The sequence below is a fragment of the Micromonospora sp. DT227 genome (assembly GCF_049841835.1).
In the GTDB taxonomy this organism is placed as follows: Bacteria; Actinomycetota; Actinomycetes; order Mycobacteriales; family Micromonosporaceae; genus Micromonospora.
In genome coordinates this window covers 203,652-227,095 of record NZ_JBNCLA010000010.1, presented here as the reverse complement: position 1 = coordinate 227,095, position 23,444 = coordinate 203,652, and the positions used below count along the sequence as shown (strand labels likewise).

The 23,444-nt window shown below is 71.2% G+C and carries 23 protein-coding genes; 6 read left to right on the top strand and 17 right to left on the bottom strand.

Annotated elements, in window-relative coordinates; genetic code table 11:
* Positions 1 to 98: 98 nt before the first annotated feature.
* From ACLQ2W_RS28505 to mobF, 5 genes are all read left to right on the top strand, one after another.
* Positions 99 to 395, top strand: coding sequence for a hypothetical protein (locus ACLQ2W_RS28505; protein ID WP_425790264.1), 297 nt, complete (start codon positions 99 to 101; stop codon positions 393 to 395).
* Positions 392 to 2,083, top strand: coding sequence for a type IV secretory system conjugative DNA transfer family protein (locus ACLQ2W_RS28500; protein ID WP_425790262.1), 1,692 nt, complete (start codon positions 392 to 394; stop codon positions 2,081 to 2,083). Before ACLQ2W_RS28505 ends, ACLQ2W_RS28500 begins: the two co-directional genes overlap by 4 nt.
* Entirely contained in the window at positions 2,080 to 2,775 is a 696-nt protein-coding gene (locus ACLQ2W_RS28495; RefSeq protein WP_425790260.1) for a hypothetical protein, read from the top strand. Before ACLQ2W_RS28500 ends, ACLQ2W_RS28495 begins: the two co-directional genes overlap by 4 nt.
* A gap of 10 nt (positions 2,776 to 2,785) precedes the next feature.
* Positions 2,786 to 3,817 (top strand): hypothetical protein, encoded by a 1,032-nt coding sequence (locus ACLQ2W_RS28490; RefSeq protein ID WP_425790258.1) that lies wholly within the window; start codon positions 2,786 to 2,788, stop codon positions 3,815 to 3,817.
* Positions 3,818 to 4,065: 248 nt separating this feature from the next.
* Positions 4,066 to 8,451 (top strand): MobF family relaxase, encoded by a 4,386-nt coding sequence (gene mobF, locus ACLQ2W_RS28485; RefSeq protein ID WP_425790256.1) that lies wholly within the window; start codon positions 4,066 to 4,068, stop codon positions 8,449 to 8,451.
* A 101-nt stretch (positions 8,452 to 8,552) separates the two neighbouring features.
* Here mobF and ACLQ2W_RS28480 read toward each other — a convergent pair whose 3' ends face one another.
* Positions 8,553 to 8,915: a hypothetical protein gene (locus tag ACLQ2W_RS28480; protein WP_425790254.1), complete on the bottom strand. Its 363-nt coding sequence runs from the start codon at positions 8,913 to 8,915 to the stop codon at positions 8,553 to 8,555.
* A gap of 63 nt (positions 8,916 to 8,978) precedes the next feature.
* Positions 8,979 to 9,272 carry a winged helix-turn-helix domain-containing protein gene (locus ACLQ2W_RS28475; protein ID WP_425790252.1) on the bottom strand — a complete coding sequence of 98 codons (294 nt, stop codon included), beginning with the start codon at positions 9,270 to 9,272 and terminating at the stop codon, positions 8,979 to 8,981.
* A gap of 173 nt (positions 9,273 to 9,445) precedes the next feature.
* Here ACLQ2W_RS28475 and ACLQ2W_RS28470 point away from each other — a divergent pair, with 173 nt between their 5' ends.
* Positions 9,446 to 9,688, top strand: a complete 243-nt coding sequence (locus ACLQ2W_RS28470; protein ID WP_425790250.1) for a hypothetical protein — start codon at positions 9,446 to 9,448, stop codon at positions 9,686 to 9,688.
* Between the two features lie 484 nt (positions 9,689 to 10,172).
* Here the strand turns inward: ACLQ2W_RS28470 and ACLQ2W_RS28465 are convergent, their stop codons facing one another.
* The 15 genes from ACLQ2W_RS28465 to ACLQ2W_RS28395 all read right to left on the bottom strand — a co-directional run bounded on the left by ACLQ2W_RS28465 (position 10,173) and on the right by ACLQ2W_RS28395 (position 23,430).
* Positions 10,173 to 10,685, bottom strand: a complete 513-nt coding sequence (locus tag ACLQ2W_RS28465) for a hypothetical protein (RefSeq protein WP_425790248.1) — start codon at positions 10,683 to 10,685, stop codon at positions 10,173 to 10,175.
* 12 nt (positions 10,686 to 10,697) lie between these two features.
* Positions 10,698 to 13,490, bottom strand: coding sequence for a hypothetical protein (locus ACLQ2W_RS28460; RefSeq protein ID WP_425790246.1), 2,793 nt, complete (start codon positions 13,488 to 13,490; stop codon positions 10,698 to 10,700).
* A gap of 11 nt (positions 13,491 to 13,501) precedes the next feature.
* Positions 13,502 to 16,546 (bottom strand): phage tail protein, encoded by a 3,045-nt coding sequence (locus ACLQ2W_RS28455; RefSeq protein ID WP_425790244.1) that lies wholly within the window; start codon positions 16,544 to 16,546, stop codon positions 13,502 to 13,504.
* A gap of 5 nt (positions 16,547 to 16,551) precedes the next feature.
* The gene (locus ACLQ2W_RS28450; protein WP_425790242.1) at positions 16,552 to 16,758 is read right to left on the bottom strand and encodes a hypothetical protein; all 207 of its coding nucleotides are present in this window, start codon (positions 16,756 to 16,758) and stop codon (positions 16,552 to 16,554) included.
* 62 nt (positions 16,759 to 16,820) lie between these two features.
* The gene (locus ACLQ2W_RS28445) at positions 16,821 to 17,213 is read right to left on the bottom strand and encodes a hypothetical protein (protein WP_425790240.1); all 393 of its coding nucleotides are present in this window, start codon (positions 17,211 to 17,213) and stop codon (positions 16,821 to 16,823) included.
* Between the two features lie 89 nt (positions 17,214 to 17,302).
* Complete coding sequence (locus ACLQ2W_RS28440) at positions 17,303 to 17,872, bottom strand: hypothetical protein (protein WP_425790238.1); 570 nt, start codon at positions 17,870 to 17,872, stop codon at positions 17,303 to 17,305.
* A gap of 66 nt (positions 17,873 to 17,938) precedes the next feature.
* Positions 17,939 to 18,394, bottom strand: a complete 456-nt coding sequence (locus tag ACLQ2W_RS28435; protein ID WP_425790236.1) for a hypothetical protein — start codon at positions 18,392 to 18,394, stop codon at positions 17,939 to 17,941.
* Complete coding sequence (locus ACLQ2W_RS28430) at positions 18,394 to 18,690, bottom strand: hypothetical protein (RefSeq protein WP_425790234.1); 297 nt, start codon at positions 18,688 to 18,690, stop codon at positions 18,394 to 18,396. Before ACLQ2W_RS28430 ends, ACLQ2W_RS28435 begins: the two co-directional genes overlap by 1 nt.
* Positions 18,691 to 18,694: 4 nt before the next feature.
* Positions 18,695 to 19,030: a phage head completion protein gene (locus ACLQ2W_RS28425; RefSeq protein ID WP_425790232.1), complete on the bottom strand. Its 336-nt coding sequence runs from the start codon at positions 19,028 to 19,030 to the stop codon at positions 18,695 to 18,697.
* Positions 19,027 to 19,569 carry a hypothetical protein gene (locus ACLQ2W_RS28420; protein WP_425790230.1) on the bottom strand — a complete coding sequence of 181 codons (543 nt, stop codon included), beginning with the start codon at positions 19,567 to 19,569 and terminating at the stop codon, positions 19,027 to 19,029. Before ACLQ2W_RS28420 ends, ACLQ2W_RS28425 begins: the two co-directional genes overlap by 4 nt.
* 18 nt (positions 19,570 to 19,587) lie before the next feature.
* Positions 19,588 to 20,673 (bottom strand): hypothetical protein, encoded by a 1,086-nt coding sequence (locus ACLQ2W_RS28415; RefSeq protein WP_425790228.1) that lies wholly within the window; start codon positions 20,671 to 20,673, stop codon positions 19,588 to 19,590.
* A 409-nt stretch (positions 20,674 to 21,082) separates the two neighbouring features.
* Positions 21,083 to 21,511 (bottom strand): hypothetical protein, encoded by a 429-nt coding sequence (locus ACLQ2W_RS28410; RefSeq protein ID WP_425790226.1) that lies wholly within the window; start codon positions 21,509 to 21,511, stop codon positions 21,083 to 21,085.
* Positions 21,511 to 21,768: a hypothetical protein gene (locus ACLQ2W_RS28405; protein WP_425790224.1), complete on the bottom strand. Its 258-nt coding sequence runs from the start codon at positions 21,766 to 21,768 to the stop codon at positions 21,511 to 21,513. Before ACLQ2W_RS28405 ends, ACLQ2W_RS28410 begins: the two co-directional genes overlap by 1 nt.
* A 113-nt stretch (positions 21,769 to 21,881) precedes the next feature.
* Positions 21,882 to 22,094 (bottom strand): hypothetical protein, encoded by a 213-nt coding sequence (locus ACLQ2W_RS28400; protein WP_425790222.1) that lies wholly within the window; start codon positions 22,092 to 22,094, stop codon positions 21,882 to 21,884.
* 13 nt (positions 22,095 to 22,107) lie between these two features.
* Positions 22,108 to 23,430 (bottom strand): phage major capsid protein, encoded by a 1,323-nt coding sequence (locus tag ACLQ2W_RS28395; RefSeq protein WP_425790220.1) that lies wholly within the window; start codon positions 23,428 to 23,430, stop codon positions 22,108 to 22,110.
* Positions 23,431 to 23,444 lie beyond the last annotated feature (14 nt).

The window sequence follows — 23,444 nt, the reverse complement described above, 5'->3', positions numbered from 1 at the left end:
GCCGCCAGACCCAGCAGTACCTGACGGCGGGGCGGCCGGTGGGGGCAACCACCGGCCGACCCCTGATCCCGACCCTCCGATGCAAGGGACGTGACCCAGTGTCATTCTCCACACCCGCGCGAAACCACACGCAGTGGTGCGGCCGGGACCACCGATGCGGTCTCGGCGAACACCGCTCCGAAGAGATCATCGTCGACATCACCGGCCGCGCCCGCGCTGTCCTCACGCGCGTCCGCACCGCCGCCGGCCGCGAGCACGCCGAGGTCCGGTTCCGGGTTGCCCTCGCCCCGGTCGAGCTGGTCGCCCGCCGCCAACTGGTCGACCTGCTCGGCGACGTGCGGCAGGCGATCACCCGCGCGGCAATCGCGGGTCAGCGGAACGGAGGCACCCGATGACCGCCTCGAACACCCCGGCCCGCATGGTCGGCGCCGGTCTCGTCACCGGCCCGCTCGGCTACCTGGTGGCGCAGGTTCCGCTCGACCACGCCGGCACCGTCGGCTGGACGACCGTGGCCACCGCCACCGCCCTCACCGCCGGGGGCGGCTACGCCTGGACGGCCGGCCGTCGGGCCACCACCTCCCACATCAACCGGTGGTCGCGGCGGGCACGCCGAAACCACGGCGTGCAGTCGCTGGCCGGGCACCTGAAGACCACGTCGTCGGTGGCGATGCGGCGGCGGGCGAAGACGCTGCGGCCCAGCCTCGCCGACCTGTCCCGGGTGCAGCGGCTGCGGCTTCCGGTCACCGAGTACGCGACGCCGCTCGGCAAGTCGGGGGCGCGCACCCTGTACGTGTCGCACGAAGATGTGGTGCTGCGGGTCGCCGGGGCCCGGTCGGGGAAGACGACTGCGCTGGCCTGCCGGATCGTCGACCACCCCGGCCCGGTGGTCGTCACCTCGACCCGCGTGGACCTGCTCCACTGGACGGGGCCCATGCGGGCCAAGCGCGGGCCGCTACACGTGTTCAACCCGGCCGGCGTCGGCGGCATCGCCTCAACGCTGAAGTGGTCACCGCTGGTCGGCTGCAAGTCCATCGAGACGGCGATGCGGCGGGCCGACGATCTGATCCCGGCTTCCGCGTCCGACGAGCGGGAAGGCTGGAACGACCAGGCCCGCCGGGTGTTGGCGCCGCTGCTGTTCGCCGCCGCCCGCGGCGACCGAACCATGGCGCACGTCCTCGGGTGGGCGTCGGCCAGCGGGGAGCAGGCGAAGAAGGCTGAGCGGCAGATCCTGCTGCTCCTCGACGACGCCCCCGAGGCCGCCGCCATGCGGGAGAACGTGAAGCAGTTTTTCGGCATGACCGGCGAGAACGAGAAGACCCGGTCGTCGATCGTCACCACGCTGATGCCGGCGTTGCAGTGGCTGTCCAACCCGACCGCCGCCGCCATCGGCGACGCCCCGGTCAGCGACGACATGCTCGACGTCAACGAGCTGCTGGCCACGAACGGCACCGTGTACCTGCTCGGCGGCACGAACCGGGTGACCGGCGCGTTGACCGGGGCGCTGGTCGCGGAGATCGCTTTCCGGGCGTCGCAGCGGGCCGAGGGCATGCCGGGTGGCCGCCTGGACCCGGCGCTGCTGCTGGCGCTCGACGAGGCCGCGCTGGTGGCGCCCGGCCCGCTGGACCGGTGGACGTCGGACATGGGCGGCCGGGGTGTCGTGCTCGACATTGCGGTGCAGTCGCTGGCGTGGCTGCACGGGGTGTGGGGTGAGAACGGTGCCCGGATCATCCTGGGCAACGCGGCGGTGGTGCTGCTCGGCGCCGGGTGCAAGGACCCGGAGGACATCGCGCACTGGGAGGCGCTGTCGGGCACGCGTGAGGAGACGGCGGAGACGCGGGACGCTGACGGGAAGGTCACGTCCACGTCGACGCGTCGGGTGCCGGTGTTGGGCCGGGATCAGATCGCGGCGCTGCCGAAGTTCCACGCGGTGGTGTACGGGGCCGGCCCCATCACGATCATCCGCACGCCGAACATCTGGAAGCGACGTGACGCGCGGCGGGCGATGGCGCGGGCGGGCGAGCAGGTGCGGGAGACGCGGTACGCGGAGAAGCTGGCCGCCGCCGGGGAGAAGGTGACGGCGTGACCGCCTCCGACGACACGGTGAAGACGCAGATGCGGGCGGTCGTCACCGAGGTTCAGCGGGTGCACGCGCGGGTGTCCGAGCTGGCCGGCGTTGCCGGTTCGGCGAAGGAAACCGCCGAGGCTGCGCAGGCCGCAGTGACCCGGCTGGCGGAGGAGCTGGTGAACCTGGCCCGCGACATGGAGCAGGCCGGCGGCGACCTGGACGGCGAGGTGGAGAAGGTGGTGCCGGGTCTGTCGTGGCTCACCGTCTCCGACCCTGACGACGCCCGGAAGCTGATGCGCGGCTTCCCGGACTGGCTGGCGAACGTGTACTGCCGGTGGCAGGAGAAGCCGCTGCCGGACTGCTGGGCGTGGCACCCGGCCGTGGTGGCGGAGCTGCTGGCGCTGCGGGACGCGTGGAACGACGCGGTGAACCCGGCCGCGTTCTCGGCGGCGCGGGCGATGGACTGGGTGGACCGGTACCGGCCCGCTACGGCGCGGCGGATCGCGAAGGAGCTGACCAACTGCTCCCTCACTGCGCATACGGCGGATAAGCCGACCGCGTACCGGCCGCCGCAGGTTCACGGCGCGGACATGCTCGACCAGCTCACCGACTGGTGGTGGCAGACGGGTGGGCGGGAAACCGCCCCCGGCCCGGACCCGGCGATGCTCGCCGCGGTGAAGGCCCGCGCTGCTGCCGACGACGACCTGTAAGGAGGCGACCGTGAAGCTCAACTTCGTTACCCAGGCCATCCACGACCACGGCGGCCTCGTCGCCATGGTGGCCGCCGCCGCGCTGACCGCGAAGGGCGAGTTCGACCTGGCGGTGATCGTGCACTACCCGAGTGAGATCGCGTGGCTGCTGCCGGTGGCCCTCGACGTCTACCTGGCGACCGCGGCGGCGAAGAACGCCCGCATCGACATCTTCATCGGACTGCTGCTGATGATGGGGTGCCAGGCCGCCGTTCACCTGCTGCCGGTGTTCATCACCAAGGGCGAGGAAGTGCCGTGGGGTCTGGTGGTGGCGGCGGTGTGTGTGCCGCCGGTCATCGCGCTGCGGACCACCCTCGGGATGCACGGCAAGGATGAGAAGTCGCCGGAGGTGTTGGCCGCCGAGGAGCAGGCGCGGCTGGCCGCCGAGCGGGCCGCCGCTATCGACCGGCAGCGCGCCGAGAACGCCGAGCGGTTCCGGGCGGAGCGGGAGGCGTTGGAGGCGCAGCGACAGGCCGCCGAGACGCGGGCGTTGGAGGTTGAGGCCGAGCGGGACGCGGCGCAGGAGCGCGTCACCGTGGCGGAGCGGAAGGCGGAGCGGGCGGAGTTCCGGGCCGCGCAGGCGCGTACTCAGCGTGACGGTGACGCGGGCGGCCGGCGGGCCGGTGCGTCGCGCGTCGAGCGGCCGGTGACGCACTCGGACGGGCCGAAGGATGCGTCAGTGACGCACCCGGTGACGCATGGCGGTGACGCACCCGCCAGCAGCGGTGACGCATCGGGTGACGCACCGGGCGGCGGTGACGCGCCCGCCGGTGACGCATCGCTGACGCGGGAGGAGCGGTTGACGCTCGCCGTGATGGAGGCGGTGAACGGCGAAGGCGTCAGCGCGCGGTCGGCGGCGTTCAAGTACGGGCTCACCTCCGGCGGTGACATCCAGGCGGTCCAGCGGCGCGTGCGCGCGGCGAAGCGCACCGAGCAGGATCCCCCGCTGGCGCGGGCCGGGCTCAACGGCACCACCCCCGACCTCACCAACCCACCGCAGTAGACGGGCAGGAGGACGACCAAAGCCGAGCAACAGCAGAGCCGACAGTCGTCCTCCACCCAACCCACGATCTTCAGCAGCACCAACAAGCAGAGCAGCAGTCAGCACCGACGAGCACAGTCAACCCCTCCCATGAGGATCACCGAGATCAACTGCCAGGTCCACCACAGAGGAATCACACCTAGGCATCATCGACCGAATAGGTTTTTGATCTTGGCTCGCAGGGCGGGCACGGAAGGAAGACGATCAATATGCTGTCGATCTCCAGCGGCCACTCCGCCGACTACCTCTACGGCCAGGTGGCCGGCGGCCGGGAGTCGTACTACCTCGACGCTACCGTTGAAGGCGAAGCGCCCGGCCGGTGGTCCGGCGGCGGCGCCGCCAAGTTCGGGCTCACCGGCGAGGTGGCCGCCGAGGACATGGAGGCGCTGTACGGGAAGTTCCTCGACCCGCGCGACCCGCGGTGGTCGGACCCGGCGGCCCGCGCGGAGTGCGCGCGACTCGGCCGCGCCCCCGGCAAGTACCGGTCGGCGGACGACATCCTCGCCGAGCGCGTCACCGAGAAGTACGGCATTGACGCGTCACGGCTGGCGGAGATGCGTCACGCGGCTGACGCATCGGACGACCCGCAGCGGGCGATGCGTGACGCACTTGTCGCAGCGACGGGCGCGCTGCCGGAGGACGTCACGGCGATGATGCGTCAGGCGGCGAAGGCGGAGCGTCAGCCGGTGTCGTTCGTCGACCTCACCTTCTCCCCCGTCAAGAGCGTCACCGTCCTTCACACTGCGTATTCGCGGATGGAGCTCGACGCACAGCGCGACGGTGACGCCGAGGCCGCCCAGGAGTGGGCCGCGAAGCGTCACGCGGTCGAGGAGGCGATCTGGGAAGGCAACCAGGCGATGCTCCAGCACATGACCGAGCAGGCCGGCTACTCGCGGGTTGGGCGGCACGGCGCCGGCGGCGGCCGGTGGACCGATGCCCCGGACTGGACGGTGGCGTCGTTCTTCCAGACGACGAGCCGGGACCTCGACCCGCAGCTCCACATCCACAACGCCGTCCTGAACCGGGTGGTGTGCGTCGACGGTGAGGTGCGGACCCTCGACAGTCAGGCCATCCACCGGCACAAGCAGGGCGCCGGGACGATCGGCGAGCGGGTCATGGAGGAGGCGCTGACCCGGAAGCTCGGGGTGAAGTGGCGGATGCGCGCTGACGGGGTCGCCCGGGAGGTGGTCGGCGTCGACCAGGAGATCATGGACATGTTCTCCTCCCGCACCTCGAAGATCACGAAGAAGTTGGCCGAGAAGATCAGCCGCTTCCGTGAGCAGGTCGGCCGCGACCCGAACCCGCTGGAAGTGGACCGGCTGCGCCGCCAGTCGAGCATGGCGACCCGCCGGGCGAAGTCCCACGAGGCGGAGTCGAAGGAAGAACAGTTGGACCGGTGGGCGGACAAGCTTCACGAGAAGGTGGTGGGCGGTCTGCACAAGGTGGCCCGCACGGTCGGCGGTCACGCCGCCGGCCCGGCCGCCGAGGAGTGGTCGCCGTCCGGGGTGATCGCCGAAGCGGTCGCCGCGTGCCAGCAGGCGCAGCCGACGTTCTCCCGGTCCGAGCTGATCCGGCAGGTGCTGCTGGCGCTGCCCGACAACCTGGGCGGGCTGACCGGCGCGCAGGTGACCGCGCTGGCGGAGAAGCTGGCCGACGAGGCGCTGGCCAACGACGACCTGGTGGTGCCGGTGACCGGCCGGCAGGTGACCGCCGAGGTGCCCGACGACCTGAAGGTGGCCAGCGGGCGCAGCTCGTACGCCTCCCCGTCGGGAACCCGATACGCCACCCGCGGTCATGTTGTCGCCGAGCAGGCGTTGCGGCGGGCCGCGGTGAAGCGCGGCGCCCACCAGCTCGACGCCGTTGACGTCGACTTGTGGCTGGCCACCGACGAGATGGGGCGGATGCTCGGCGACGACCAGGCCGCCGCGGTGCGCGGACTGCTCACCTCCGGCGCGCGGGTGTCGGTGCTGTCCGCGCCGGCCGGCACCGGCAAGTCGTTCACCGTCGGCGCCGCCGCCAAGGCGCTAGCCGACATCGACGGCGGGCGGGTGTTCGGGTTGGCCACCTCGCAGATCGCTACGGAGGTGCTGGCCGACGACGGGGTGACCGCGATGAACACCACCCGCTGGCTGGCCGCGCAGGATCGGCTGGCCTCCGGGAAGGCTACGGCCGATGACATGCGGTGGGCGCTCAACGACAACGACATCGTGGTGGTCGACGAGGCCAGCATGGTGGACACGGCCGACATGGACCGGATCCGGGAGTACGTGGAACACCGGAAGGCACGGCTGCTGCTCGCCGGTGACCCGCACCAGCTCGCATCCGTTGGGGCGGGCGGTGCGATGGGGATGCTGGCCGAGGGTGTCGCGGAGACGTACACGCTGACGGAGGTTCGCCGGTTCGCCGCCGGGTGGGAGGCGCGGGCGTCGCTGCGGCTGCGCGACGGTGACGCGTCGGTTCTCGACGAGTACGACCGGCACGGCCGGATCCTGGACTGCGGAACCATGGAGGCGGCCACCAACTCGGCGGCCCGCGCCTACCTGGGTGACACGCTGGCCGGGCTGCGGTCGCTGGTGGTGTGCCCGACGAACGAGGCGGCATCGGTGGCGTCGGCGACGGTACGGGACCACCTGGTCGCGTTGGGCCGGGTCGCCGCGGACGGGGTGGCGTTGGCCCGGGATGGCGGCAACCTCGCCGGGGTCGGCGATGTGGTGATGGCCCGCCGCAACAACTGGTCGCGGGGGGTGGTGAACCGCCGCCGCTACATCGTGGAGCAGGTGCACGCCGACGGGTCGATGGTCGTCGTCGAGGAGGGCGGCGACACCCGCCGCACGCTGCCGGCCGAGTACGTGCAGGAGCATGTGGTGCTCGGCTACGCGGGCACCGTCCACGCGGCGCAGGGCGTCACGGTCGACACCTGCCACGGCGTCACCGACGGGTCGATGTCGCTGGAGGCGCAATACGTGGCGATGACCCGAGGCAAGCAGGGCAACACGATGCACGTGGCCACGTACGCGGAGGGAGGCGACAAGTCCACCGGCGAGGTTCACGAGGACGGCCGGCGGGACGCCACGGCGGTGCTGGGTGACGCGTTCGAGCGGGACGCCGCCGACGAGCGGGCCGCCCTGTCGCAGAACCGCGACGACGCCGACCGGGTGAAGTCGATGCACGCGATTCACGCCCAGCGGGAAGAGGCGATCCGGCTGGTGGGGCGCACCCGCGTGGAGGGGTGGTTGGACGAGCTGGCCGCCGACGACGTGATCACGGCGGAGGAGCGGGCCGCGTTCGCCGCCGACCAGGGGACCGAGCAGTTGTCGCGGCTGCTGCGGGTGGTGGAGCAGGCCGGCCGTGACCCGCGGGCCGCGCTGCGGGAGGCGGTGGAGGGTAAGCCGCTGGCCGGTGCCCGGTCGGTCGCGCAGGTGGTTCACCACCGGGTTGACACCGCGCACCGGGCGGACGGGCTGTCGCCGGTGCCGGGTGCGGCGGACATGGTGCCCGACGGGCTGTCGGAGCAGTGGCAGACGTACCTGGGTGAACTGTCGGAGGCGGCGGAGGATCGGCGCCGGGAGTTGGGTGGGATCGTCGCCGAGGAGCAGCCGCAGTGGGCGGTGGAGGCGTTCGGCCCGGTGCCGGACGACCTGGTCGAGCGGATGGAGTGGGAGCACCGGGCCGGCCAGGTGGCCGCCTACCGGGAGGCGTGCCAGTTCGAGGAGGAGGCGGTGCTGCTGCCCCCGTCGCCGGGGATCTCGTCGACGGAGAAGCGGGCCGCCTGGCATGAGGCGTGGCGCGCTGCCGGCCGGCCGGAGGCGGGGAAGGAGGAGCAGGATCTGTCGGACGGTGCGCTGCGGATCCGGGTGAAGGCGTGGCAGCGGGAGCAGGAGTGGGCGCCGCAGTACGTGGACGCGGAGCTGCGGTCGACCGGGCAGGAGGCGGCCCGGCATCGGCAGGACGCGGCGCTGCTGAAGGCGCAGGCTGAGGCTGCTGTCGACGAGGTGGAGCGGGCGCGGCTGCTGGCCGAGGCGGAGGAGAAGCAGGCGCTTGCCGAGGTGCTGGCCGACGTTGAGCAGGGCCTGGAGGAGGCAGCGGACGCGCGGGCGGAGTGGTTCCTGGAGGTCGCGGCCACGCGGGAGGCCGCGGAGCGGGCCGAGGCGGAGTTGGCCGCGCGAGGTCGGGACGTCGGCGGCGAGGAGGACCGGGTGACGGCTGAGGAGTGGCTGGCCGTGCACGCGGAGGCGATGGCGGCGGAGGATCCGCACCGGGAGGTAACGGAGCGGGACCTGGTTGAGGAGCCGGCGGTCGAGCACGTCGACCAGGCGGAGACGGGGCAGATGGTCGACGAGGTGGCCGAGGTCGAGCCGGCGGTGGAGATGCCGCGCGGTGTGCCGACCCCGGCGGAGACGGCAGCCGCGGTCGCCGCCGCCCGGCTGGCGATGGCGGAGATGGCGGAGCGGCGAAGCGCCGAAGCCGCCCACGCCGAGGCCACCCGGCAGGCCGACGCCGAACGTGCCGCACGCGAGGCGGCGTGGCTGGCCGAGCAGCGGGACACCGAGCAGACCCGCACCGCCGAGGCGGGCGCCGCCCTCAAGATCAGATAGTGATAATATCATTATCTGATCTTGAGCTAGGAAACCCTGGCCCCGGCACACAGCAAACCGCCCCCGGACCGTGAAGGCCGGGGGCGGTTTCGTGTCTGCGGTCAGGACGCGGCGCGCATCCGACCTGTCGGCTCCAGCGGCAGTTCGTCGGTGTAGCCGATCGCGTAGCGCAGCATCCGGTACACGCCCCGCGCCCACTCCCCTTCCGGGGTGCCCGCACGGCGCATCACCGTACCGGCGCGCATCATGTCCTCGGCGATCTGCACCCGGGTTGCCGTGGCCTCCACGTCGGGGCGCATCGGTGGGTGCGGGGTGTGGCCGCACACCCACCAGCCGGCGGCGACCATGCCACCCACCCACGCGTGCCCGGGGTCGCGGCGCCACTCTTCGGCGCACACGTCGACTGCGGCCAAGAATTCGGCGACTGGCCGGCCGAGCGCACCGGCAGGAATGTTGGCGGCCATTCTCTGAGGGTCGCACAGCGGTGTGACATCGTTCAACGTCGACAGGCCGACAGGAGGCGACGGCTACTCGCCTTCGACCGGGCCGGTGACGTACACGCCTTTGCCCTGGTGGCCCTCGACGATGCCTTCCGAACGGAGCACCAGCATGGCGTTACGAACGGCGGTGACGCTGACCCCGTACTGGGCCTGAAGTTGGCTCATGCTGGGCAGTTGATCACCGGGTGACAGTTCACCGGCGGTGATCTTCGCTTTGATGTCGGCGATGATCCGGGTGTACAGCGGTTCTCGGGGCACGGCGTTCTCCCTGCTTGGCGGCACGCCGATCAGACCATGCGGGTTCTCACCGATCAAGCTCATGGGGTCCATAGTGCCCTTAGTCGTTGACTGAGGGCACCTAGTGCCCTACGTTGCGTTTTGAGGGTCCTGCTTGGCGGCGGGCTCTCGTCCCCGGGCAGACCGGGAACAGGCCGGGGTGGACGTCCACCCCGGCCTGCCGCGTTTTACGCCGACGCACGGAGGACCGAACCGAGATGGAAACCCCTGTCGCCTCGACAACGACACCCACCCCCCAGTCCCTGCTCGCCGACCTCGACATCGTCAACGACGCCCTGTGGTTGCTCGTCGACGGAAGCGACGGTGACGGCTGGAACCGCGACGGCCTCGCCTACCTGCGCGAGCACGACCTGCCAGCGGACACGACCCGCCAGCAGGTTGAGGACCGGCACGACGCGGCGATCACCCGGCTGCGCGACTACATGCTGGGGCTGCGGTGATGGGCCGGCTGTTGTCCCTGTTGTGGCCGCCGTACCGGCGTCGAGTGGAGGCACGCCGCCGACTGATACGCATGGTGGGTGACGCCCAGCAGCGACGCGAACAGGAATGGGCGCGGCGCCGTTTGCTCGCCGCGGCGACCCCGGCGTCTCTCGCGGCGCATCAGGCGGCGGCCCGCCGGGCGTTGGCCGACCAGCAGGCGCGTCCCTGGACTGAGCTGTGACCGCGCCGACCGCCCAGCAGATCAGCGCATGGCAGCAGCGCCTCACCGAACACACCTCGGTCAACGGCCGATGCCCGAAGTGCGAGACGGCAGGCCGGTGTTGGACGTGGGCGCAGGCGTTCGCGGACCTCGTCACCCACGGGCAAGCCCCGGCCACGCCGCCAGCCGCCGACCGGTAGACGCAAGAAACCGCCCCGCCTGCCTCCCGGGGAGTTGGGAGGTAGGCGGGGCGTTGGCTTTACCGCAAGGCCAGGTAGGGCGCGCTACGCGATCCGGCGCATCTGCAACGTCGAACCGGCCTTGATCGTGGCCGACGTGCCCGCCGCCGCAGTGCCCTGCGCAAAGTTGATGTAGAGCGTTCCGGCGCTAGCACCCATTATCAGGGTGCCGCGGAAGAGGGCGAGTAGCTGGTTAGCGCCCGCCCCACCGATGATGAAATTGTTGTTGTAGACCGGATTCGCATACGCAGTCGGGCGAAGGTCGCCGTAAACACTCGTCGCCGCCGTATCAAGCGCGATCATGCCCCAGGTCATAGTCGCGCCCGCAGGAAAGTTGAGGCCGCAGCGGAAGTCGCCCGCCGCCGTCGCCTCGTAGATGAGCATGAGTTCGACGTCGTACTCGGCCCCGGCCAGCGCGGGCAGGGAAAGCTGCGAGTCGATGACCAAGGTCGTGGAATTGGTCACCGACTGGTCGGAAGTCTTACGCACAATCATCGGGGAAAGCGCGTTGAGGCGGGCCGGGGTCAACCGCATACCCGACTGGATCAAGTTCGCCATTCGGGACCTCCTTCACAACGAGACAATGGCGGGCTGCCACACGTCCACTTCGACACCGGACGGCCATGAACGGGCCACGTTGTTGACCGCCCGGCCGCCCGCAGCAACCGTGGCGCTCTGCGGTGAGGTGGTGCCGCTGATCGCGGACAGGCGCACCCGTTCGCCGCCCACCCGAATGTCCAGCGGAAAGTCGGCCGGGTCGGTCGTCCACAACCCGTTGGCGGACGTGCTGGCGATCTGCAGCGTGGTGGCCGTCGCCGTGATCGACGCCGCCAGGGTGGAGCCGTCAGCAGCGGCCCGCTGGTCGCCGTCAGCCACCGCCACATCCCACGGCTCTGCGCGGCCAGGCACCACCTGCACCAGCCACTGGCGTGGGCCGATCGTCTCCGTCCAACCCTCCACCAGCCGGTCGATCGGATCCGGGCGGTGCTGAGCCGGCGGGTTGGTGCGGACGATCCGGGATCCGACCCGGCAGGACAGCCACCCGTCGACCAGGTCCGGGTTCGCCGCCAAGTCGATGGGGAACGTCGACTCTTGCAGGTCAAGATCCTTGGTGAGGTGCACCTGCCAGCCGGCCCGGTCGAGCAGGTCGGAGTCGTCGAGCAGGTTCAACTCCAGCGAGTCTTCGTACACGCCGCGGCGTTGGCTGTCGGCGTCGTCGGCGGTGGCGGAGGAACCACCGCGGCGGGCGACCGTCCACCGGTTGCGGATCGTCTCGTCGTCGTATGACGGTTTCAGTACGCCGCCACCAGCCCCGGTGACCCGGTACGTGGCCAGGTCGACGGTGAGGGCAACGGGCGGGTTGTAGCGGGCCGCCCGCGGCTTGTAGGCGACGCCGAACCCGTACTCCGTCAGCAGGCCCTGGTCGGCTTCGGCGCACTCCTGCACCAGGTTCATCCACGTCGCTGTCGGCTGGGGGCCCATCCTGGTGATGGAGTCGGCGGGCAGGCTGAGGGTCGACGTCTGGAAGTCGATGCCGTCCTCGGCGCACAGCCGCGCCAGCCGCAGGTGCGCGGCCTCACGGTTCCAGGGCAGGACGTCCGGGCCGGACAGGGTTGTCCCGTACACGTCGACGTTGTCGACCCACTGCTGGGCCGCCGGGGTGGCGGTAGGCCACAAGGTGAGGTGACCCATGGGTACGGGTTCGGTGGCGGTGACGCCGGTGGAGTTGCCGATGATGGCCGTCGGCCCGCCGACCGTGCCCGCGACGGAGGCGGTGGCGGCGAGGGACCGGCCGAAGTACATCTTGACGGTGATGTTGCTGCCGGCCTGGGCGACGGTGACACCCCACGCGCCGAACCGCTGCCCGGAGCCGCCGTTGATGTACGTCTCGGTGCCGGCGGCGTTGTACGCCTTCAGGTTCCAGTTCAGGGTGCCGCCGACGTTGAAGAAGATGTACCGCCAGCGCACGAAGCTGCCGCCGGGAGTCAGCCACTCCAGCAGGATCAGGTCGCCGAGGTGCGTCGCCTGCGTCACCGAGGCGGTGAAGCCGATGGCGTACTGCCCAGAGGTGGTGCACAGCGCCGTCGCGGCCGGCGGCACGGACGCGGTGAGCCGGCCACCGCCGGACAGGTCCGGCAGCGGGTAGCTGCCGATCGCCGCGTTACCGCCGGACGTGCCCACCGCCAGCTCCGCGAACTTCACCACCCCGTCGGCGACCATCGGCAGGTGGCCGGGGACAGCCGACGCGGCCTGGTTGGCGTCGCCGCCGTCCTCCCCCGGCCAGTAGGCGGCCGGGCTGCTCGTCAGCGTCGACCGGTACATGGCCGACCGGGCCGGCTGGACGCCCTGGGTGCGGCGCCGCAGGATCCCCGACGCGGTGACCCGGATGATGGAGTCGGAGCCGCCGCTGCTGCTGGTGATGTAGTCCGGCTGCCACTGGTCGGCGAACCCCGCGAACCGGTCCACCCGGGCGGCGTAGTTGCGGTGGTAGGCGTAGACGGGCAGCGTGTTCGTGTTGCCCGGGACCACCCACGACTGCGTTCCGGTCGCCCCGGCGGTGGTGATGTTGTCGTCGACGGCGGTGAGCTGCCAGCCGGGCGGTTCGGCGCCTGCCGGGTTCCACACCTTCAGCGCCAGTTTCGTGCCGACCACCTGGGCGCGGATTCGCAGGTAGCTGTTTGCGGCGTAGGTGACCCCGGGCAGCGGGTCGAGCACCGCCAGGTCGGTGAACGTCGACCCGGCGCAGCGGCTGATCTTCAGCATGACGGCTGTGCCGCCCGACTTCATTTCGGCGCGCAGCCAGTAGTAGTCGGTGCCGTTGAACCGGAACATCAGGCCCGTCACCAGCGCCGCCCCGGTGAGCAGCGCCGACGGGGCGACGTCGACGACCTGCTCGCAGTCGATCAGGGACACGCCGAGGGTGGTGCGGCGGATCACGTTGGTGGCCGCATGCGTATGCCGGCCAGCCCCACCTGTCACCGCATAGTTGGACACGGCGCCGGAGCCGGTGGTCCACGCCTGCCCGCTGTCCGCGCTGCCCCACCCGTTGGACGCCGACCGGCCGAACGTGTCCTCCGCCCACCGCAGGCGCACCCGCAGCGGGGTTCCCAGGTCCACGTTCGGCCAGTACGGCGACAGGGGGTGCAGCGGCGTCAACGCGGCGTCGGTGTTGAGCAGGTCAACCGAGCAGGTGCCCGGTGACACCTGCCCGGTCGGGGAGGTTTTCCCGGCCCGCAAGGTGATCGGTTCGCTGGTGAGCCGGTCGGACAGGTTCGCCCACGACCAGGTCCCCGGGTCGGCGGCGAGGTTCGCGCCGAACGCCGCCTCCACCTCGACCGGCAGGTCACGGTCATCCGGCCACACCGGCGCTCACCTCACCTTCCTGCCGCGAGCGCCGGTGTGGCCGCCCGCCCGAACGCGGCATTGGCGTCTCCGCCGTGGTAGACGCGCACGTTGTCCCGCAGCCAGCGGATGAACGAGTCGGGGGCGTCGCCGCCGAACACCACCGTCGGCGCGGCCGGCGCCGGGGTGGCGGCGGCGGTCCGCGCCCACGCTCCGGAAGCCGGGTCGAGGGCGACGCTCGCCGAGGTGCCGGCGATGACGTCGGTGACCTCGCCGAGCTGCCCGCGCAGCAGCGGCACCTGGTCGGAGATGCCGGCCACCAGGCCGGTCATGATGGCCTGGCCGGCGGGACGCAGCAGCACCTTGTCTCGGTCGTACGGGCCCTTCCAGTCGGGGATCTTGTCCGACACGAACTGGAGAAGACCCTCCAACTGGGGGACCTTCTCCCGGATGCCGCGGATCAGCCCGTCGATCAGGGCGCGGCCGGCCCGCAGCAGCGTCGACCCGAGGTCGCCGAGCGCGCGGACGGCCTTTCCGGGCAGCTCGTGCACCATGCGGATCGCGGTGGCGATCAGCGCGGAAACCGCCGTCATCACGACCGGCTGGGCGCGGCGCCACACTGCGGCCAGCATGTCGGGCAGCGCCCGCAGCGCGGCGACCGCCCGGCCCGGGAAGGTGATCAGGTTGTTGATCCACGCGCCGATCGCCTGACCGAGCGCGTAACCGACCTTCCCGGCCATCTCCACGAACTTGCCCTGTACCTTGCCGGGCAGCTCGGTCAGGGCGGTGGCGAACCGCTCCGGCAGCCCGGCGAAGTAGATGATGACCTCGTCCCACCGCTGCTGCGCGGTGGCCTTGATCTGCTCCCACGCAGCCGACAGGGCCTGCTTCCAGGCGCTGATCTTGTCGATCCAGCCTTGGACCTTGTCCACCCAGCCGGCCACCGTCATGACCGTGTCGCCGAGCTGAACGGCGGCGTCCTTGACTCCTTCGATGAAGTCGCGGATCTTCTGCTGGTTCTGCGGGTCCTTGAACCAGGCGGCCAGGTCGTCGAGACCGGCCTTCAACGCCTCCCACGGGCTGTTCGTGGTGTCCTGCTCCCCGAACAGGATCGTCATGACGGAGCCGAAGATGCTGAAAATGTCGCGGCCCATGTCGATCAGGTCGCTGAAGATTTCCCCGGCCCGGTTGAAGAAGCTGTCCAGCTCACCGGACTTGTCGAGGCGGGCAATCCACGCCGAGAAGTCTTCGATCAGCTTGCCCAGCTCGTCGCCCACCCGCTCGATGAACGGGCCGGCGGCGCGAGCCAGCCGACCGAACGCGTCGATCAGCGGACCCGACACGGCCTCACCGATACGGCTGAGCGCCTTGCGGGCGGACTCCGCCCCGGCGGCGATGTTGTCGATGAACGACTTCTGCGACAGGGAACTCGCGGCCCGCTTCGCCAGCGAGTTGAACGTGTCCGCGTACGACCCGAGAGTCGCCTTCAACTGCGGGAACCACACGGTGGCCAGCCGCTTGACGGTGTCCCCGAGCCCGGCGAACAGCCGCTGCTGCACCGACAGCCGCAGATCCTCGAACGCCGGCTTCAGGCTCTTGACCTTGTCGACGAAATCCTGCGCGGCCGGCGCCAGCCGCATCAGCTCCTGCGCGGCACCGCCACCGCCCCCGCCGGCCGGCTTCTCCTGCGCGGCCTGCAACGCCTCCTGCGCCGACAGCAACTGCTCCTGCGCGGCGGTGACACCCTCGATGGCGTCCCGCTGACGCTTCATCGCGTCCTGGACCTGCTCGGACCCGTCCACGCCGACCTTCGCCGACTTGGCCTGCTCGGCGGTCAGATCCTCGGTGGCGTCCTTGGCGTCCTCCACACCGAGCAGGGCCTGCCGGTAGGCGAGGTCGGCGCGCTCGATCTCGGCGACGTTGCCCTTGCGGCGAGCCTCACTCAGGTCAGCCTCCGCGTCGCGGACGCGGAGAGCCGCCTCTTCCTCGTCGAGGCGTGCCCGCTTCACCGACCGGTTCAGGTCCTGAAGCCGCTCCACCTCGGAAGCGCGGGCGCGGGTGACGGCGTTCTGCGCCTCCACAACCTCCCGCTGGGCGCGGGCCAGGGACCGCTGGGCGGACTCCACCCCGCGGGTGGCCTGCGCGACCTGACGCGCCTGCGCGGCCAGGTTGACGCCGGCACCGCCACCGGACGAGCCGGCCTCTTGGAACGCGTCGGAAATACCCATGAAGCCGATGGCCAGGGCGCCGATGGCGGCGGCGGCACCGGCGGCGATTCCGGGCAGCGATCCGAGGATGCCGCCGAGCAGGTACACCCCGGACACGGAGAAGCTGGCCGCCGCCGCCAGGCCGAGCAGCGCGGTAACGAGCCCGGAAATGCTGCTGAGCATGCTGCTCGCGGCGCCGGTGACCGTGGACGCGCCGCTGGCGAGCGTGGACAGGATCCCGCCGATGCCCTTCAGCGCCCCGGTGGCGAGCCGGCTGCCGTCGACGTCGACCTTCAGCTTGATCGGCGGGGCTGCCCGCTCGGCGACGCGGGCCGCCGTGCGGGCTTCGCTCGCCGCCTCGGCCGGGTCAACGTCAACCTTGATGTTGGCCTTGACCTGGTCGGAGGCTTGCTGCACGAGGGCACGCAGGTTGGTCTCGTACTGGGCGCGGCCGGCCGGTTCCGTCGGAATGTCGGCGCTGATCTGCGACTCGATCGACGCGATTTGCGCGGCCAGCTCGGAACGGAGAACGGCGGTGTCCGCGCCGACGGGGATCTCCGCGTTGATCTGCTTGGCCAGCGCGCCCAGGTCCCGCTTGACCTGCTGCTGGAAGTCCGCCATCAGCGGGTCCAGCTTGGTCTTCACCTTCGGTCGCCGGTTCTCCGGCACGGGCACCTCGTCCGGGATCGACTTCTCGTCGAAGTCCGGTCGCACCGGCAGCTTGATCGGCCGGTTGCCGAGAGCGGCGGCGATCTCCTTGTCGAGGTTGGAAGACGCGAACTCCTTCGCGATCTCCTTCTGAAGGTTGCGGGCGAACCCCTTCGCGGAGGGGATGACCGCCACGTACGCGGTGCCGACCTCAGTGGACACGGCGATCACCCCCCGCGGTTCAGCAGGCCCAGTCGTTGCAGTCGGCCCACGTACTCGCGGCGCCGCTTCTCGGCGCGCGGGTCGGGACGTTTGATCGGCTTCGGTTTCGGGCCCTTACCGCCGCCGCGCTGCCAGTTCGCCCCGGCGAGCAGGTCGACGACCACGGCCAGCAGGTGATCGGTGATCGACCACCTGGCGGCGTCGCCGTTCACCGCCAGGCCGAACGGCGAGCTGGCCGGCAGATGCCGGATGTAGACCAGTAGCTGCCGTGCGCTCAGCGCGCCCGTGAAGAGGTGCGCGATCCGGACCCCCGGGTAGTGCGCTGCGAGGGCGGCTTCGACGGCCCCGCCGTGCTCCCGGAGGAGGCGGGCGAGGCCGCGGATTCCCCCTCGGTCAGCCCGTTGAACTTCAGCCACCGGGTGAACAGGGCGGTCATCGCGGCGATCGGCTGCGGCAGCTCGTCGAACTCGTCGGCCTGCTCGTCGCCCATGCCCATGCGGAACGCCTTGCGGATGGCCTGAAGGTCACCTTCGTTGGCCAGCTCGACGACCCGCCAGTCCACGCCGGTCATGTGCGCGAGGGTCCATTCGCGGCCCTGGTAGGTGAACCGCATCGGTTCGTGTGTCGCCTCCGCGGCGACCGCGTCGAGGTCGAAAACCTCAGTCATGGTTGGTGCTCCTTGCGTGCGGGCTTGGCGGGCTTGAAGCACCGGCGGACCCGAAGCCCGTACACGGGTCCGCCGGTGCAGTCACAGGGTTAGGGCGTCTTCAGGTCCTCGTCGGCGTAGTACCGGTAAGCGACGACCCCGGAGTTGTCGACGTAGGCCGAGAGGGTCCACTCGTAGACCGTCACGTTCTCCGCCGACCACACGACCTCGCCCCGCTCGGTGATCTCCGCCTTCGGCAGGTAGATGCGCTGCACCCGGTCCGTGCCGTCGGTGCCGTGCAGCACCCACGCGCGCACGTCCGTCGCCGGCGGCTTCTCGGCGACCGTGGCGCCCTCGGCGGTGCGGGTGATCGTGGAGCCGGGGAACTGAAGCCCCAGCGTCATCAGGTTCGTCTCGGCGGCGGCGAACGTGAACGTCTTCGTGAACTGGCCGGGGATCCGGCGGGCCAGGGCGTTGCCCTGCCAGATGAAGATGTCGGTCCGGTCCTGGCTGGTGGCCTCGGTGATGCCGTCGGACGAGATGGCACCCACCGCGAGGAACCCGGCGGCCAGGGCGGTGGTCGCGTTCGTGGGGGCGGTGATGGTGCCCGGCGTGGTCCGGTCGTGGGTGTAGACGCCGCCGTCGGTGTAGGCGCGGATCAGGTCGATATCGACCGCCATGGTGAACTCCTTCGGGCATGGTGACGGCCCGGCGGTCGATCGCCGGGTGGACTGGTGCGGGCTTAGTCAGGTGGCGCGGCCACGCATGCCGACCTCAACGGCCAGTTGCGTGATGACCCGGGCCGTGTCGGCGGGATCGGGCACGTTCGCGGGGCCGCCGAACGTGGCAACCCGGTAGCAGGCGACCGGGGTCGGCCAGCCGGGGATCGTCACCGCCTGGCCGCGCATGGCGCGCAGCAGCGCCCACACCACCTGGGCGAGCGCCTGCCTGTTCAACTCGTCGCCGGTGCTGCCGGTCGAATACCACACCTGCGCTTGCAGGCGGGGCGCGTCGGCCACCTGGTGCAGTTCGGTACCGCCCAGTCGGCGGATCCGCACGTACCGGCCGGGGCTGGTTCCCGGCGGCACCTTCGTTCCAACGGTCACACCGGAGGCGTAAGGCTCCGGCCGTTCGGCGAGGCGGGCGCGCAGCCACGTCACCGCCACCAGTTCGGCGTCCGGGTACAGGGCAACGGCGTCCATCAGGCGTCCTTGGCGGCGTCGATGGACGAGGTGAGCACCCCATGCTTGGCCTCAACCGCAGCCCCGGAAGGGTGGTCGAGGGTGACGTACGTGCGGGCGCGGGTGCCCTTGCCGGTGGTGTTGACCGTGACCGGCAGTTCAACGTCACCGGGTACACCGTCGACGCGGATACCGGCGGCGCGGACCTTCTCGGCGACAGCCTCACCCTTGGCGTGCAAAACCTCCTGCACGCCGACGGAGCGCAGCACCTCGCCGATACCTTCCCGGCTGTGCTTGAAGCGGACGCGGATGGCCACCGGGTTACCCCTCCGTCCGGCGCAGCAGCGCCTCCACATGCCTCAGCCGGCCGGTCGGCGACGGCCACCGCTGCGGATCGCCGTCGACGTCGTACACAGCCCCGGCGTGTTCCACCCGGTCGGTGGCCCGCAGGTCAATGCCGTGCGGGGCGAACAGCCGCCAGCGGGTGGTGACGGCCTCCCGGTCGAGGACGTAATCCTCGGCCGGGATCGGCTGGAGTCGGCAGCCGCCCACATCGGTGCGCGTCGGGCTGGCCCAGTCGGGCGTCTCATTGCCGTACCCGTCGTCGACGAGCTGGGCGCGCAGCACGGTGATGGTGTCGCGGTGGTAGCTGATCATGCCGGGTTCGCGATCCGGTACCGGCGGTCGAGCAGCCGCAACTCCAGGTCGGTCAGCGCCAAGGTGAGCGGGGCGCCGTTCTGCGTCGCGTACGACACGGACTCGCCGCCGGACGCCTCCCGGGCCACACCGGACGGGTTGGCCATGGCGCGAGCCGCCGCCCCGCACACCACCGCGGCAAGTTCCGGCGGGGTGGCGGCGTAGCCGTGGCTGATCTGCACCTCGACACCGCGCAGCGCGGACGTCCACGGGGCGGCCCGCCACAGGTAGCCGGCCTCCGACCACTGCACGCCGGCCACGTCCACGTCGACGCCGCGCTCTTTCAGGGACACCACGTCTAGCAGACGCATCGTCGGTAGTGCCAGAACCTGACTACCAGAACCGTCGACCGTGACGGTGTCGTCAGCGATCGGGGTGATGTGCCAGCCGCAGTGACTGCGGATCTCGGCGCTGACCATGTCGATCAGCAGTTGCGCGGTGGCCGCGTCCTCGGCGTTCAGGTCGGCTTGCCGCCAGGCGGCGAATTGCTCCAAGGTCACCAGCGGCACCGCGTCACCTCACAAGCTCGGTCGGGTCACCGCGACGGCCACCGGCCGGGGCGTGGACACGGCAGTCGGTCGGACGGCCGGGGTGGTGAAGGGCCGGTGGATGATCTGCCCTGGCATGCCTGTGGTTGGGCTACTGAGGGCAACGGACACGGCCAGGCCGTCGACGGTGGCGGCGGTAGCCCATGCTGCGGTCGGATCGCCGACCTCGACGGGGATGAGAACCGCGTCTGGGGTCACCGCCGCAGCCCCGACTGCGGGGCTTCCGGTCTGCACGGCGGCGGTCAGGCCGCCCGGGGCGAGCGTCGTCGACCAGCCAACGGCCGGGGCGCCGATGTTGACCGGCAACGCCACACCGTCGGGTGCCAGCGGCAGCGCCCACCCGGCGGCCGGTGAGCCGACCGATATCGGCACCGTCAGGCCATCCGGTGACGGCACCACACCCAGCAGCGACGGGCTACCTGGCGCCACCGGCACGGTGAGGCCGGCCGGCGCCACGGTGGCCGACCACCCCACGGAGGGGCTGCCAGCAGCAGCAGGCACGGTCAGCCCGGCCGGGGCCGCCGATCCCGCCCAGCCGGCGGCCGGGCTGCCGGGAGCGACCGGAACGGACAGCCCCGGCGGGGCGGCCGAGGTTGCCCACGACGCGCCGGGCGAGCCGACCGCCACCGGCACGGTCACACCGGCCGGGCCGGCAACCAGCGCGCCACTGACGGCAGGGGCGCCGACTGTGGCGGGAACACTCACCCCGGCCGGTGCTGAGGTCAGCGCGGCGGAGACGGCAGGCGACCCGACAGCGGCCGGAACAGGCAAGCCCGACGGCGCCACCGTGGCGCCGACCGATGCTGCGGTCAACTCGACCAGCACACCGACCATCGACCCGGTCACGTCCGAACCGACCGTCTCGCCGCCGTAGCTACCGGCCGAGCCGATCAGGCGGTATGCGGCGTGCATCCGCACATTCGCGGATCCCGTCGAGCGGGACGTCGCGTGATCGATTACCTCGGTGTACGCGACGTTCGGGGACAGGTTGGTGGGGATCGTCCCGGACGCCACCCGGACGTGTGCGGCCTCCACCAGCGCCGAGCCGGCCGCCACGCCGGTCAGGGTCGGCAGGGTCACCGACGTGCCCGAGGCGGTCGCGGTCGCGGCCTGGGCGACGCCGGACGCGTCCCGGTAGGCCGTCATCGTCCAGCCGCCGGTCATCGCCCCGTTGATGGAGATCGTGGGGGCGGTGTCCCCGGCTTGCAGCACCCGATACCAGCCGTAGGCGCGGCTGTTCGCGCCCTCCGTCACCGGCCACGACACCCCAGGTAGCAGCGTCCAGCCTGCCGGCGTCGACATGTTCAACGACCCACCGGACAGGTGACCCACCAGCACCGCCAGGTCACCGGCAGCCCACCCGGACGGCAGCGTGGTCACGAGACTGTTCGAGGTGCCGGCAGCCGTATTGCCCGGGGTGGAGACGCCGACAAAGGAGACCGCCACGACGACCCCCCCGGACCCGTCAACCGACCTTGAGAATCTTCGGGTTGCTGGCAGGCCAGGTGACCGTCACCGTGCCGGTGCCCGGCTGGATCGGCAGACCGGTGCCCGAGTCGAACCAGGCGATCAGCCGCTGCGAGCCGGCCGCCACGTCGGCGCCGCCCGCAGCCGCGCTCGACTGGTAGACGAGCAGACCGTGGTCGTTCGCGTTGGCAGTGGCCGAGATGGTGGTGTCATCGGCGTCGAACACGCCGCCCGTCACCGTCTTCCCGGTCAGGGCGGCCGACGTGCCGTTGATGGTGCCGCCCGCCCCGGTCACGTCGGAGACGTGCCGGTGAGTGGCAGTGAACGTGTAGCCGCGCACCAAAGCGACCTTGACGGTGGCCGTGTCGAGGTCGATCGACCCGTCCAGGATGCCCTCCGTGAACGGCGTGTAGTAGCCGTTCGCCATCAGGCTTCCCGGGACTTGTTGGCCGGGGTGCGACCCTTGTTGGCGGCGGTGCGGGACTTCCCGGCGGGCTGCTCGCTGCCCTGCTCGGCGTCGGCCTGGTCGTCGACCAGCTCGGCATCCGGGTACAGCTTGGCGTCGGCGTCGGCCTGGTCGTCGACCAGCTCGGCATCCGGGTACAGCTTGGCGTCGGCGTCGTTCAGCTTCAGCACGGTCGGGTAGCCGTTCTGGACGACGTTGTACTTGCGGACCTGGCCCATGGCTTGGTCCCTCCTGTTCGGAATGTCGACGGGGTTGCAGGTGGCCGGCGGGCCGCAGGCGGCATGGTTGGCGCCGCAGATTGGGCAGCCGCCGGCCACCGCGCGGAGGAGCATCAGGGGGCGATGACGCCAGCGGTGCGCAGCGCAGCCAGCGCGGCGTTGAGCTTCGTCCGCAGCGCCGACACGTCGGCGCGCAGCGCGTCGTACTCCGCCTTCGTCGGCGCCGAGCCGGCCGCCACCACGGAGGTGAGCGCGGCGGCGTCGGCGACAGCGGCGGCCCGCTTGCCCGCCCGCTGCCCGCCCTTCGCCGGATCGAGGTATGCCATGGTCAGCCCCCTATCAGGCGGTCAGGTCGATCTCGACGAACGCGTTCGGCTGGAGCACACCGAACGCGGCGCGCATCTCGCCGAGGATCGCCACCAGGTTCCGGATGAAGAAGTCGGCGTGGGAGTCGGTGACGCTGATGTTCGCCTGCTCCCGGTCCCACAGGACCGCCTTGCGCCAGTCGCCGACGTACGCGACACCGGACGGCACCGCCTCGCACTCCACGACCGGCAGACCCCACAGGGTCGGCTGGCCGAGACGCTGCGGGCCACCGAAGTAGTAGCGGTTCTCGTTGTCCTGGAGCAGGTCGATGGCCTCCCAGTCCGCCGGGTTCATCACGTAGGCGGTCGGGATGCTGCGGCCGACGGTCCGAACCTTCGTCCGGGCCTTGCGGGTGGTGGTAAGCAGGTCGCTGTCCCACGCCTGAGACTGGGTGCCGGACACGTTGGCGATGCCGTCGAAGTTTTCGCCGGTGCCGTCGCCGTTCATGATCTGGTCTTCCAGCTCCTCCTCCAGGCCGTAGCGGAGGAACTGGTCGATCAGCGTGCGGACCTGCCCGGCGTCGGCGAGCGCCCGCTTGGTGGCCGGCAGCCAGTGGGCGATCGTCTTCACCGACGTGGTGACCTTCGCCAGCGTCATCGCCGACTCCGGCTTGTACCCGCCGCCGGCCGCGTTGACGAGCGCGCCCGCGCCGCCCGGGGCGGTCGGGGCCGCCGAGCTGGTGGCCTCCGCGACCGGGGCCGCGTTGTTGGTCGTCGACGCGACCCGCACGTACTCGACGGTGTCCGACGTGGTGTTGCCGGTCGTGACGAGCTGCCGCAGGGTCAGCGGACGCTGGAAGGCGTCCAGGCCGACCTGAAGGCCGATGTTGTCGTTGACGACCATCGCGCCGGCCGACGAGTCGGACACGCCGGTGACGAGAGCCTTCGCGCCGAACGGGTCCGACTGGATCCGCTGACGGTCCGAGAATCGGCCGTTCGTCGCCTGGGAGAGCAGGCTCTTGTACGACGCCGACTTGACGAACGCCTGGCCCACCGTCTCGCCCTTGCGGGGAGTCCACAGACCCTCGGTCGGCCGGTCGGCGCCCTTGGCCGCGCCCGGCTCGAAGCTGATGCCGTCGCCCAGCGCGCCGAGCTGCGCCGTCAGGTCACTGTCGGCCTGCGCCTGGTCGATGCGACTCTTGATGCCGTTGGCCTTGGTCACCGCGTCGGTGACCGCGGCCCGCTCGTCGTCGTTGAGGTCGCGGCCCTCGGCCTGCGCCTTCGCGGCGAGGTCCCGCGCCGGGGTCAGGGTGTCGGCCAGCTCCTTACGGAGCCGCTCCATCAGTGCGGTGCTCATGATGTGGTGTTCCT

Bases quoted from the DNA above. Each gene is read 5' to 3' on its own strand.
- ACLQ2W_RS28405 (WP_425790224.1), bottom strand. From the start codon at position 21,768: ATGGGCCAGGTCCGCAAGTACAACGTCGTCCAGAACGGCTACCCGACC.
- mobF (WP_425790256.1), top strand. From the start codon at position 4,066: ATGCTGTCGATCTCCAGCGGCCACTCCGCCGACTACCTCTACGGCCAG.
- ACLQ2W_RS28400 (WP_425790222.1), bottom strand. From the start codon at position 22,094: ATGGCATACCTCGATCCGGCGAAGGGCGGGCAGCGGGCGGGCAAGCGG.
- ACLQ2W_RS28480 (WP_425790254.1), bottom strand. From the start codon at position 8,915: ATGGCCGCCAACATTCCTGCCGGTGCGCTCGGCCGGCCAGTCGCCGAA.
- ACLQ2W_RS28410 (WP_425790226.1), bottom strand. From the start codon at position 21,511: ATGGCGAACGGCTACTACACGCCGTTCACGGAGGGCATCCTGGACGGG.
- ACLQ2W_RS28395 (WP_425790220.1), bottom strand. From the start codon at position 23,430: ATGAGCACCGCACTGATGGAGCGGCTCCGTAAGGAGCTGGCCGACACC.
- ACLQ2W_RS28425 (WP_425790232.1), bottom strand. From the start codon at position 19,030: ATGATCAGCTACCACCGCGACACCATCACCGTGCTGCGCGCCCAGCTC.
- ACLQ2W_RS28445 (WP_425790240.1), bottom strand. From the start codon at position 17,213: ATGACTGAGGTTTTCGACCTCGACGCGGTCGCCGCGGAGGCGACACAC.
- ACLQ2W_RS28440 (WP_425790238.1), bottom strand. From the start codon at position 17,872: ATGGCGGTCGATATCGACCTGATCCGCGCCTACACCGACGGCGGCGTC.
- ACLQ2W_RS28475 (WP_425790252.1), bottom strand. From the start codon at position 9,272: ATGAGCTTGATCGGTGAGAACCCGCATGGTCTGATCGGCGTGCCGCCA.
- ACLQ2W_RS28435 (WP_425790236.1), bottom strand. From the start codon at position 18,394: ATGGACGCCGTTGCCCTGTACCCGGACGCCGAACTGGTGGCGGTGACG.
- ACLQ2W_RS28470 (WP_425790250.1), top strand. From the start codon at position 9,446: ATGGAAACCCCTGTCGCCTCGACAACGACACCCACCCCCCAGTCCCTG.
- ACLQ2W_RS28465 (WP_425790248.1), bottom strand. From the start codon at position 10,685: ATGGCGAACTTGATCCAGTCGGGTATGCGGTTGACCCCGGCCCGCCTC.
- ACLQ2W_RS28500 (WP_425790262.1), top strand. From the start codon at position 392: ATGACCGCCTCGAACACCCCGGCCCGCATGGTCGGCGCCGGTCTCGTC.